This is a genomic window from Pseudoalteromonas sp. L23 (assembly GCF_021728455.1).
Lineage (GTDB): Bacteria > Pseudomonadota > Gammaproteobacteria > Enterobacterales > Alteromonadaceae > Pseudoalteromonas.
On sequence record NZ_JAKKCW010000006.1, the window covers coordinates 115,037 to 125,725 of the forward strand.

The 10,689-nt window shown below is 44.2% G+C and carries 13 protein-coding genes; 8 read left to right on the plus strand and 5 right to left on the minus strand.

Annotated elements, in window-relative coordinates; all coding sequences use genetic code 11:
- Nucleotides 1-5: 5 nt before the first annotated feature.
- From L3V43_RS12055 to L3V43_RS12085, 7 genes are all read left to right on the plus strand, one after another.
- Complete coding sequence (locus L3V43_RS12055; protein ID WP_010374211.1) at nucleotides 6-233, plus strand: hypothetical protein; 228 nt, start codon at nucleotides 6-8, stop codon at nucleotides 231-233.
- Complete coding sequence (locus L3V43_RS12060; protein ID WP_010607148.1) at nucleotides 233-517, plus strand: cell division protein ZapA; 285 nt, start codon at nucleotides 233-235, stop codon at nucleotides 515-517. Before L3V43_RS12055 ends, L3V43_RS12060 begins: the two co-directional genes overlap by 1 nt.
- Nucleotides 517-1,497 (plus strand): hypothetical protein, encoded by a 981-nt coding sequence (locus L3V43_RS12065; RefSeq protein ID WP_237116646.1) that lies wholly within the window; start codon nucleotides 517-519, stop codon nucleotides 1,495-1,497. Before L3V43_RS12060 ends, L3V43_RS12065 begins: the two co-directional genes overlap by 1 nt.
- 165 nt (nucleotides 1,498-1,662) lie before the next feature.
- On the plus strand, nucleotides 1,663-3,021 hold the full coding sequence (locus L3V43_RS12070; RefSeq protein ID WP_237116670.1) for a LysM peptidoglycan-binding domain-containing protein: 1,359 nt from the start codon (nucleotides 1,663-1,665) through the stop codon (nucleotides 3,019-3,021).
- A 101-nt stretch (nucleotides 3,022-3,122) separates the two neighbouring features.
- On the plus strand, nucleotides 3,123-3,611 hold the full coding sequence (locus L3V43_RS12075; RefSeq protein ID WP_010607145.1) for a peptidylprolyl isomerase: 489 nt from the start codon (nucleotides 3,123-3,125) through the stop codon (nucleotides 3,609-3,611).
- Between the two features lie 2 nt (nucleotides 3,612-3,613).
- Nucleotides 3,614-4,342: an SDR family NAD(P)-dependent oxidoreductase gene (locus L3V43_RS12080; RefSeq protein WP_010374223.1), complete on the plus strand. Its 729-nt coding sequence runs from the start codon at nucleotides 3,614-3,616 to the stop codon at nucleotides 4,340-4,342.
- A gap of 14 nt (nucleotides 4,343-4,356) precedes the next feature.
- Entirely contained in the window at nucleotides 4,357-5,190 is an 834-nt protein-coding gene (locus L3V43_RS12085) for an amidohydrolase family protein (RefSeq protein WP_237116645.1), read from the plus strand.
- Here L3V43_RS12085 and L3V43_RS12090 read toward each other — a convergent pair.
- The 5 genes from L3V43_RS12090 to L3V43_RS12110 all read right to left on the minus strand — a co-directional run bounded on the left by L3V43_RS12090 (nucleotide 5,185) and on the right by L3V43_RS12110 (nucleotide 9,408).
- Nucleotides 5,185-5,955: a YggN family protein gene (locus L3V43_RS12090; RefSeq protein ID WP_102057577.1), complete on the minus strand. Its 771-nt coding sequence runs from the start codon at nucleotides 5,953-5,955 to the stop codon at nucleotides 5,185-5,187. The two genes, L3V43_RS12085 and L3V43_RS12090, sit on opposite strands and share 6 nt — an antisense overlap.
- Before the next feature lie 178 nt (nucleotides 5,956-6,133).
- Entirely contained in the window at nucleotides 6,134-6,637 is a 504-nt protein-coding gene (locus tag L3V43_RS12095; RefSeq protein ID WP_010607142.1) for a DUF1566 domain-containing protein, read from the minus strand.
- Nucleotides 6,638-6,647: 10 nt separating this feature from the next.
- Nucleotides 6,648-8,333 carry a DUF1566 domain-containing protein gene (locus tag L3V43_RS12100; RefSeq protein ID WP_102057578.1) on the minus strand — a complete coding sequence of 562 codons (1,686 nt, stop codon included), beginning with the start codon at nucleotides 8,331-8,333 and terminating at the stop codon, nucleotides 6,648-6,650.
- A gap of 15 nt (nucleotides 8,334-8,348) precedes the next feature.
- Nucleotides 8,349-8,681: a hypothetical protein gene (locus L3V43_RS12105; protein WP_102057579.1), complete on the minus strand. Its 333-nt coding sequence runs from the start codon at nucleotides 8,679-8,681 to the stop codon at nucleotides 8,349-8,351.
- A 22-nt stretch (nucleotides 8,682-8,703) separates the two neighbouring features.
- The gene (locus L3V43_RS12110; protein WP_081489981.1) at nucleotides 8,704-9,408 is read right to left on the minus strand and encodes a DUF2982 domain-containing protein; all 705 of its coding nucleotides are present in this window, start codon (nucleotides 9,406-9,408) and stop codon (nucleotides 8,704-8,706) included.
- Between the two features lie 228 nt (nucleotides 9,409-9,636).
- Between L3V43_RS12110 and L3V43_RS12115 the strand changes: the two genes are divergently transcribed.
- Nucleotides 9,637-10,689 carry an efflux RND transporter periplasmic adaptor subunit gene (locus tag L3V43_RS12115; protein WP_010607138.1) on the plus strand — a complete coding sequence of 351 codons (1,053 nt, stop codon included), beginning with the start codon at nucleotides 9,637-9,639 and terminating at the stop codon, nucleotides 10,687-10,689.

Sequence of the window (10,689 nt, forward strand, 5' to 3'; positions counted from 1 at the left end):
CATTTATGAATAACCAAGATCTCCAAAAACTCGACCAGTTGATTGACCAACTTTTGAGCCAAAATAACCAGTTAAAATCGGAAGTTTCGGCACTGAAAGAACAAAATCAAAAACTCATCGATGAAAATGAAACCCTACAGCTTGAAATGCTAGAAAGCGAAGAAAAGCAAAAAGAATTTAGTTCATCTTTATCTGGCCTACTTGATAAGTTGCAAACTCAACAGGCTAGCTAATGTCTGAGCAGAATAACCAAGTAACAGTGACGTTACTTGGCAAGTCACATCAATTTGCATGTGCGCCAGATCAAGAAGAAGCGCTGCATAACGCCGTAGCGCTTTTAGACCGACGTGTAGAAGAAATGCGTAAACGCTCAACCGTTCGCAATGATCACAATGCGCTACTACTCGCAGCCTTACACCTTTGTCATGATTTACAAGCATTGGAAGCAAAGCAACAGCAAGACGCAGAGTTCGTTTCCACGCTCATCGACAAGTTAGTGCTGCCTGCAGGCGAATAATGCCGACATACTGGAGCAACCCTATCTTATGTAGCATCTCTCTAGTTTGGGGTCTCATTCTATTGGCGGCGAGTTTTCAAAGTACTGCCGCCAATGCTAATCAGTTCCATAAAGTCAATGACGCGGTTTATTTTATCAAAGGAAAAGATAGCGCTTTACAGCCCAATCAAGCTTTAGTTATCGGCAAACAGTGTGCACTGTTGGCATCCATACATGGCGATCTTGTCACCACAGAGGCCTTGATCCACGAATTAGAAAAGCGCCTCACCGTTCCGCTTTGTTACGTAATCTCTTTGCATGCCGATATCAAACAAGACACCAGCATAGTGCTACTCAAGCATGCTTATCCAAATTTACAATGGCTAAGCCCAACGGCAACATCAGCCAACGCATTGACGACTGCCTTTCACGCACAGCTTGAGCTTTTTAACCAAAGCGTCATGCTTAGTGAAAATCGTATCGCGTCTCTAGAACCAAGTGAACGAACGAAGTGGCAAGCCAAACTTGCACTGGCAAAAAGTAGGATTGCAACGTGGTCCAAGCTCGCCACACAAGCGCCATCAAGTAAAGCCATTGATAACGCGCCTAAAACCGTGGAGCTAGGAGGTGTAGTGGTTGAGCTTACTCAAGTCACGGGCTTTAGCGGTCATGACATCAGTGTTTATCTGCCAAAATATCAAGGCTTGATAGCAGGTTATAGCGTGGATCAGATCCCACTTGCGCATTTACCGCATACTACACAGTGGCAGCAAACTATTGCTCGCTTTAATCGCTATGCACTTGATTGGATATTACCTGCAACAGGAAAACCCTATCGTCCTGAAATGCTGAGCACTCCAGCACAATTTTTGGCTTTATTAGCGTTACAAGATAGTCAACAAGTGGTTGAAAAGATAAGCATTCTATATCCAAATAAACACATGCAGCAACGCGCGTTATTACAGTGGCAACACTTTCAGCAGCAAAGAAATTTTGAATGAAACTTAACCTCTCGGTATAGTTAAAGGATGAACAGAGTATTAATACAGCTAAGCGGGTTAATATTATTAACCATGCTCTCTGGATGTAAAAGCAGTAGCAGTCCACAGGTGAGTAGGCAAGCCATTTTGTCGGCTCTCACACAAGTGCCCGTAGAAAAGCCAGTCATGCCTCCAGCTATAGTTGAGGTAAAACCACCCAAAGCCACTACCGTTAAAGTCCCCCTCAGAGACGATGATTTATGGCAACACATACGCCAAAAGCTCAGTTTTAATACTGCATCTCACCCAAGGCTTGATAAGCGCATAAAATGGTATTTATCACAGCCTAATTATCTCAATGTGGTAAATAAGCGCGCCGCCCCCTACTTTTATCACGTAGTAAAAAAGGTAGAGCGCAAAGGTCTTCCTGTTGAAATCGCATTACTTCCTTTTGTCGAAAGTGACTTTAGACCAAAGGCCAAATCGCAACAAAATGCTGTTGGAGTTTGGCAGTTAGTGGATGCCACTGCCTACCATTTCGGCATCAAGAAAGACGAATGGTATGACGGTCGACAGGATGTGTTAGCATCGACTGACGCCGCGCTTGATTATTTGCTGTATTTGCATGAACGCTTTGATGGCGACTGGCTACACGCGCTTGCGGCCTACAACACAGGTGAAGGGCGCGTCAAAAAGGCCATCACCAAAAATAGGAAAGCAGGAAAGTCGACCCACTTTTGGCACTTAACATTACCAAAAGAAACCGCAGACTACGTGCCCAAACTCTTAGCGCTCAGCCACTTACTAAAAACCTCACCCAAGGGTTTTAAGATACCAAGTTTGCCCAACAAAGCCACTACGTCGATACTTGATATTGGACAGCAATTTGACGTCAATCAACTGGCTAAACTCAGTGGTATCAAAAAGCGTCAACTATACGCACTCAATCAAGGGATCTTAAAACATAGAAGCTCTCCAAACGGTCCACACAAAGTGTTATTGCCATTATCCGAGCAAGCATTATTGGAAAGTGCATTTTTCAGGGAAAACTTCAGCCAAGGCTACACAGTCAAAGCTAACGACACACTCTACCGCATCGCAATAAATGCGGGGATGAGTGTTAGTGCACTAAAAGCGCTGAACAATAAGCGCTCTGATTTGATCCGAGTTGGCGAAAAGCTATTAGTTTCCGAGAGTAATGAGCAGTTAGACTTACTCATCGACTATGACGTAAGCCCTTATATTAAAGAAATAAAAGCCAAGCCCATACCTCAAGTGGAACATCACCACACCATAAAACAAGGCGAGTCATTGTGGACTATCAGCCGTCACTACAAGGTCGCGGTAAAAGATTTATTAAATTGGAATTCACTCACGGCGCAGAGTCTATTAAAACCTGGCAAAGTGTTAATGGTGTTTTTACCAGCTCCTGCTGCACCAAAAAGCAATAAGACTCAACCAGCTAGCTCCTCAATCTCTAGCATTGAAGCGCTCCAATCAATACTGCGCCATGGCAAGCCAAAGCAAAGTGAGAGCCCAAATTAAAGGGATAGACTTGCGTCCAAGAAGCGCACTCACGTAAACTACACGCTTTACAGGTGGATGCTAAATGGCGTCACCGAACACTATTTATTTAAGGTTTACTTATGCAAATTGCAAAGAACACAGTGGTAGAGTTTCACTACACACTTCACGAAGGTGACAGCCAAATCGAATCAAGCAAAGAAGGCGAGCCACTAAACTACCTGCACGGTACTGAAGGCATGCTACCAGGTCTTGAAAGTGAACTTGAAGGTAAAACCGGTGGTGATAGCTTTACGGTAACCTTAACGCCAGAGCAAGCTTATGGCGAATATCAAGAAGGTCTAGTACAGCGCATCCCTATTAAGCACCTTCAAGGTCTTGGTGACAGCAAAGTTTGGAAGCCAGGCATGACTGCTATTGTCGATTCAAACCAAGGTCGTCATCAGGTTAAAGTAGTAAAGGTAGGACGCTTCAATGCGGATTGCGACTTAAACCACCCATTCGCAGGCAAAACGCTAACGTTTGATGTTGAGATCCTTTCTGTACGCGAAGCAACCGCAGAAGAAATTTCACATGGTCACGTACACGCTGCTGGCGGCTGCGGACACTAATGATGAACCAAGTTGCCATCGTTACCGGTGGCAGCTTTGGCATTGGCGCCGCCATTGTCAACAAGCTGCTATCGCAACAATACACAGTTTATAACCTCGATATTCAGCCCAGTGAACAAGGGATTTTTCGCCATTGTGACGTCAGTAAAGTCGCCGATGTAAAAGCAACAATTGCAGATATAGTCGCAGAAACAGGGAAAATAGATGCACTCGTTTCAAACGCAGGGAAACATCTGAGTGCCACGATCGAAGATACCGACGAAGCCACATTTGATGCCCTTTTTGCATTGAATGTGAAAGGCGCTTACGCTGCCATTCAAGCCGTATTACCAAGCATGAAATCACAAGGTAGCGGTAGCATCGTATTGATGTCTTCGGATCAGGCAGTTATTGGTAAACCTAACTCCTTCGCTTACAACCTGTCTAAATGTGCGCTTGCTTCGATGGCGAAAACCACAGCATTGGATTACGCCAAATTTAACATTCGCGCGAATGCAGTGTGCCCTGGCACAATTGAAACTCCGTTATTCCATCATGCCATTGATAGTTACTGCGCGCGCAGCGGCGCTGATAAAGCAGAAATCGTTGCAGAAGAAGCCCAGTTGCAACCATTGGGTAGATTAGGGCAACCGCAAGAGGTTGCAGCGCTGGTTGCTTTCTTGCTAAGTGAGGATGCGAGTTTTATCACAGGTAGCCTACAAAGCATTGATGGCGGTTATACCGCACAGTAAAAAAGGAATGCGTGATGAGTCTGAGAGTTATTGATAGCCACCTACACTTTTTCGATTTAGCGTTAGGACAATATTCTTGGCTCAAGCACAACCCACCCGCTTGGCCTAATCTGGAAAAAATAAGGCAGAACCATACCCTTACAAGTCTCCCCCACCATGCACAGTTTACACTCGAAGCCTTGGTGCATGTGGAAGCCGGTTTTGATAATCACAATCCCATCAACGAATTACATTGGTTAACTCAGGAACTAAGCAGTTTTCCTTTTAAAGCCGTCGGTTACGCACCTATAAACGCGACTCCTGAGCAATTTAGCGCAGCCATAGCACAGTTAGCACATCCTCACCTCGTGGCGATAAGAGACATCACCGAAGGCTGTGACAGCCAACGTTTATCCGCGCCTTTCGTGCTCGAAAATCTCACCTGTCTTGCCGAGCACGGACTACATTTTGAGGCGCAATTAGAATTTAAACAAAGCGAAAAAGTCGACCTTTTATTACAACTTGCAGAACAAAAAGCTGACCTTAAAATCGTATTTAACCATGCAGGGTTTATTGACGCTAACAGCCCTTGTACAGATATATTAAGGCGCATTGGAGCGCTTAACAATGTCATGATCAAGTGCTCTGGCCACGAAATGTTAGCAAACCCACTCACACTCTCTGAGTGGCTTACTCACTTAATCACACATGCGGGAGAAGAGAGCCTAATGCTAGGTTCGAATTATCCGGTTTCTCTTATGCAAAAAAGCTATTGGCAAATATGGCAGGATTATTTAGACGTGATAGGCATATCGTCAACTTGGCATAAACTCAGCCGAGACAATGCCAAAAGTTGCTATGGATTATGAGCGGATCTGGACGAGATCGTAAGCAACTAGCTCAGGTACTATGCGCTGTAGTTTTTCTTCCGTTTGATCTAAGGTGTTTAAGCACTCGCAATATTCTGCCGCTTTTTCTTCTAATTGATGGGCCTTTTTCTGCAGCGATTTATCTATCTCTTTCGAAATAATCTCCATGCGTTGCCCCATATCGTTGATGCGATCTTCGATATTCCCTTCGCGAGATTTAAATGCATCCCCCAAAGAGACTAAAATAGAGCCCAACGAACCATGAACAGCAGAGTGAATTTTTTGGCTGATCTCTTTAGTAAAAAAATCATCAATTTTAGAAAGTGACTGTGGTGCGATAAAAAAGAAATCATCTCCACGCTTAAACTTATCCATCAGCGCACGTTCAACGTATTGCAACTGCGTTTTGAGCACTTCGGGCTCTTTGTCGGACATCCCCTCAACCACCTGCTCAATCGCACTCAATCCGAGGTTGACGCCATCGGTTGCCAGATTTACCAGCTCAGGAACGGTATCCCGTATTCCTAAAGAGTACTCGCGCACAACTCTCTCCCCTTCCGGATCTAACTCAATCCAGCGACCTAGAATAAAGAGCTGACTATCATTGTTGATTTGGATTCGAGTCTGACCATCATCAACGATACGAATTTCGTTGTCGGTGATGATAAGACCATGCCCAAGTTCAACATCGCACTTATTTTTTGCATGTACGGAAGACGCCAATACGGCACAAGACAAGGCTATCGCGCTGAGTAATCGATTCATATGGCCTCCTGTGTGCAGAACGTAAGACGGGAAAGGGGTGCTTCAGGAGAGTACCAAAAGATCAAACAATCCCAAAGCCATTTTAGACGGATGAAAGTAACAAGCTATGTCTTACTGGCAATATTAGAGATCCATACCCGTCAGCATTAAAGGCAGTAGCAATACCACTAACTAAGGGCTATTGATAGTATCTCACTAACCTGACAAAGGCATCCGCAGTTTTAATGGTTGGATTATTTTTACCATCAGCAAACTGATACACCCAAGCAAACTGAGGTTGACTAGTCTGGGTCGTCGCAGACCAGTAATTATTACTTTTGGTCGTTGGAAATACCGTTATGTTTATCGCTGGAGTCACACACTCGTGATACACAATACTGGCAAGCTCTTTAACGTTAGGTACTTGCCAGTCTGTAAACCCTGCAAATTGGTCTTCGTTGGCAACCACCAATGCCTGCTGCCAAGTAAGTTGCTGAGCATTGTCTTCACAGCTTTGAGAAGTCGCGTTGTAACTTTGCCCAAAGTTGCAGCGCTGCCACATTAATCCCGTTTGGCTATCCAGCACTGTACCGTTGCTATTTATCGTATAACGGCTGGTATTAGAGCCAGTACCAACGCAAGTTTGCGCTTGGCAAACAGCCGTGAATGACAGAGTAAATAGTATAGTTGTAATAATTTTCATACCACGCTCCCTAAGGATTCCTAACCAACCTAACAAATGCGCTGCTAGACTTTTCTACTGCAAAATCATTGCCCGTATCCATGTCGATAACATAAGCCCTTCTCAGCGTGCCACCGGTACCATCTAAACTCGACTGCAAGGTCCAGTAATAGCGATGACCAAGTGTTGTTGTGCTAGGTAAGTTAGGGAAAAGCGCTTCATCTATCACCGCAGTACCTGCACTGCCGTAATCTAGTAGTCCAAGTAGTTCCATATAAGTTGGTAAGCGCCAATTGTTACCACCACAGTAACTTTGCTCTCCAACGGCAGGGTTATTTACTTCATCAATCAAAGCTTGAATACCACAGTGACTATCCTGCGGGCAGGTTGTATTTGCTGCGGCCTGCACACTCCCCTCGGCAATCGCTCCATCTACCTCAACATACCAGGTATAACTATTTTGTGCGTTGCGAGAAGAAGTGTTTGGTAATGTACCCGAACTCGCTTCTTTTACTTCCCAAATAAGTCCCGTGACGTTATCACGAACGCAAGCAAAGTCGGTAGCGTCATCAGGCAGTTCATCCGCAAAGCGATTTAGTTTGGTAAAGTCAAAACCTGCTCGACCACTGCCTTCTTTCGCCACCTGAGTGGCAAAATTATCACGCCCACGCTGTGCATCTTGAGCCGTAAACTGCGTCATACTACAGGTGATCACATCCGTATTGTTAAAACACGCGGTTTGGCCACTGTCGTTTAGTTTACCTAATGGCTTTTTCTCTATATCAATGCGCACGGTGTCGGTAGCTGAACGGTTTTGTGAGTCAGTAACGGTCAGCTCAAATTCCACTTGCGACAAAATATTTTGATCTGGTGCGTTAAAAGTTGTTGAACACCCGGTAACAGAACTTAATGCTACCTGAGTGCCAGACGTCACTTGCCGCCATACACACTGTTTCTGACCAGATACCGTATCACTGTTTGAACCATCAAGCGTGACCTCATCAAACTCTTGCACTTGCTGGTCGCTCCCAGCATCCGCCACTACTACATCCGAATTCTCAAGTAGCCCGAGGGTAAACTGGGTACTGGCTTGTCCGCCTTCATCATCGGTAACCGTCAACTGCCAGATTGACGCCTGAGAGGTAGCCAATAATGGGTGGACAAAAGATAAAGTAGCTGTATTCAAACCAATTGGCTGTATTGTTGTGGGACCACTCACTTGTTGCCATTGATAAGCAACCACTTGGCCATTTTCGTCTGGATCGGAGGAGCCTGCGCCACTGAGGACAATAGTATCTTTATATTTGGCTGGTAGTGTTTCCGGTGCAGTTTGGCTGATACTTGGTATAGGTAATTGGTTGTTAGATTTGATAGCAACCGTCACTTGGTCGCTTGCAAGACTGCCATCAGGCGCAACATAGTCAACCTGAATAAGTAAATTGACATCGGCTTTGATATCCGGTGCAACAAAAGCGGCTTGTTGCTCCGTAATTGGAAATTCACTGACGTTTGCACCAGAGATAACCTGCCAGTTAAAGGTGCCGCCAGCAGGTGATGCTTGAGCATTCAAGGTGACTTCTGTTTTTTCGGTCACTTGGATATCAGCACCCGCATTAACCGACGCACTGACTTGACTCGGTTCATCACTCCCAGAGCCTCCACCACAACCTGTTAATATTAGCGCAAGTACAACCCAACTTCCCTTGAATGCATTCATATTCTTCCTTATGAATTATAGATAACTTTCTTGATGTATCCGCACAAACAACTTAGTGCCAACTTTACTATAATCTACTTTGTATTCTCGACCATCTAAAGCCTGAATAAACAACAACCGCTTCACTTCACCAAACACATCAATACTCGAAACGTGGACGACTTCTAAATAACGCTCTTTAGCCTCTCTTCGATTTCTCGGCAGCTCTTCCTTAAAAGGCACCAAGCCGTTTGCAGTCACCTTGATTTTTGGGTGTGCTTCACCATTTACAATCACAAGATCTAACTTCTTCTCTTTGTGAATAATGGTATTACGCCCACTTTTAATATAGGCCGTTTCTAAGCTCATATTGGTGTATCCTGTTACATCTTCAGTAGGTGGTTTGTTCTTCTAACAATGCTTTTACCACCTCTTTAGGGTTAAGTTTCCAGCGGTTTAACATGACTGAAAATTGCCAAATATCCCTGTCTAAGGCAGTCGCGGGGATCAATAAATCATATCCCGTCACTGTCTTTAAATTATCCATCCGGTTTGCAAACATTGCCATTAAACCAGTATATTCTTTTCCCGCCTTGGAGCGAAAAACGGTTTCTTCTATCAACCATTCAGATGGGCAGTTGCCATTTTCGCAATGCATTTTAACAGCTTGTAAAAAAATATGCCGCTGCTCGATCAATAATTTACCCGCAAGTCGAGGTGTTAAATTTAATAAAAACGCATCAATATCATTAAGTTTAATACCAACTGCATTTAACTCAAGTGTTTCAACACCTTGTTGAACTTTGGGAATGCCGCTGGAGTGGAAGTTTACAATGGATAGCGGCCAAGCTCCATATTTATGCACATACCTAAACTCTTGTTCTGTAAAGTATAAACTAAAATATGGTTGCTGACTTTTAAGAAAGCCAACAAAAATAGCCACTAACATGGCGCTGGCAAGAAATATTTCTACAATAGTAATAGCAGTACCACGCAAATTGACAAAAAGCATGATAACAATCAAACCAATTGCGCCAACCAGCATAAATTCAACGCCATTGCGATCAGCGGTTGCACGTAGTTTTGCTTCAAGCATGGGTATACCAGACATAGAAGATATACATGGTGATCGCCCATGCGACTAATTTACGTATTGTGATGCATCGTTTACATGAATGGCTGCGTTTCATAATATTTAATTTAGGTACAAACACTTAAATTGAATTACATTTTCGTTTAATGCACAAATTTACAGGATATGCCGTCGACTTTGTTAGCCTTTAATTTTGTAAACTAGAGACAAATTATAATCTGGGTCACTTTTATGCGTCATCAATCAGGAAAAGCACTGTTTCCTTTTATCATTGTAGTGCTAGTCGTCATCAGCGGCTATTTATATTTACCAGCCTCGGAAGGCAAAATGAGTGGCAACTCAGCACCCGTAACCTCCGTTCAAGCTCATACCGTAACTAAAGAGGAGCGTATTATTGCTGTTCACTCTATTGGTTCCGCCAGAGCAAATCAAGCAATCAACGTGAGTAGCGCCCAAAGCGACTATGTGGCAGCCCTCTTTTTCGATGACGGAGACGTAGTAAAAAAAGGTGACAAGCTAGTCCAGTTGCGCGATGCCGAAGAGAAGCTCGATATCGAAGCGCTGAAAGTGACGCTAAAGGAAGAAATTAGACAACTAAACCGCCTTAAAGACCTCGCAAAAACTCAATCGGCGGCTCGCTCTCAATTAGAAGCACAATCAGCAAAGGTTGACACCTTAACGGCACAATTGGAAGCCACCAAAACAAAACTCGCCGAGATGACCATTTATGCGCCATTCGATGGATTATTGGGTACTCGAAATATCTCTATCGGTAGCTTCGTAAACAACAATACTGTGATCACCACACTCGATGACATTAGCATCATCAAAGTGGATTTTCAGGTACCAGAAAAATACCTAGCGCAACTACAGCTTGGTATGCAAGTGAATGCACAAAGCGAAGCTTACCCAGAGCAACTATTTACCGGTAAGGTCTCCCATATTGACCCGCGTATTAATGAACAAACGCGCTCGGTACGAGTGACAGCAAGTTTCACCAATCTAGACCATAAACTCCGCCCAGGTATGCTACTACACATGGGATTGGAACTGGCTCGATTACAAGCCCTTGTGGTGCCAGAAAAAAGCATCATACCAAGACAAGATAAGCATTTTGTATTTGTCATTGACGACCAAGGTAAAGCGCAACAACGTGAAGTGCACCTGCAAACTCGCTTTAGCGGCTGGGTAGCTATCGATGAGGGGCTTACAGAGGGACAACAGGTGATCACGGAAGGCACCCTGAAGATCCGCTCAGGCTCAAAAGTTGAAATAAAGGGGTAA

Coding starts and splice junctions, on each gene's coding strand:
- L3V43_RS12055 (WP_010374211.1), top strand. CDS start 6: ATGAATAACCAAGATCTCCAAAAACTCGACCAGTTGATTGACCAACTT.
- L3V43_RS12060 (WP_010607148.1), top strand. CDS start 233: ATGTCTGAGCAGAATAACCAAGTAACAGTGACGTTACTTGGCAAGTCA.
- L3V43_RS12065 (WP_237116646.1), top strand. CDS start 517: ATGCCGACATACTGGAGCAACCCTATCTTATGTAGCATCTCTCTAGTT.
- L3V43_RS12070 (WP_237116670.1), top strand. CDS start 1,663: ATGCCTCCAGCTATAGTTGAGGTAAAACCACCCAAAGCCACTACCGTT.
- L3V43_RS12075 (WP_010607145.1), top strand. CDS start 3,123: ATGCAAATTGCAAAGAACACAGTGGTAGAGTTTCACTACACACTTCAC.
- L3V43_RS12080 (WP_010374223.1), top strand. CDS start 3,614: ATGAACCAAGTTGCCATCGTTACCGGTGGCAGCTTTGGCATTGGCGCC.
- L3V43_RS12085 (WP_237116645.1), top strand. CDS start 4,357: ATGAGTCTGAGAGTTATTGATAGCCACCTACACTTTTTCGATTTAGCG.
- L3V43_RS12090 (WP_102057577.1), bottom strand. CDS start 5,955: ATGAATCGATTACTCAGCGCGATAGCCTTGTCTTGTGCCGTATTGGCG.
- L3V43_RS12095 (WP_010607142.1), bottom strand. CDS start 6,637: ATGAAAATTATTACAACTATACTATTTACTCTGTCATTCACGGCTGTT.
- L3V43_RS12100 (WP_102057578.1), bottom strand. CDS start 8,333: ATGAATGCATTCAAGGGAAGTTGGGTTGTACTTGCGCTAATATTAACA.
- L3V43_RS12105 (WP_102057579.1), bottom strand. CDS start 8,681: ATGAGCTTAGAAACGGCCTATATTAAAAGTGGGCGTAATACCATTATT.
- L3V43_RS12110 (WP_081489981.1), bottom strand. CDS start 9,408: ATGCTTGAAGCAAAACTACGTGCAACCGCTGATCGCAATGGCGTTGAA.
- L3V43_RS12115 (WP_010607138.1), top strand. CDS start 9,637: ATGCGTCATCAATCAGGAAAAGCACTGTTTCCTTTTATCATTGTAGTG.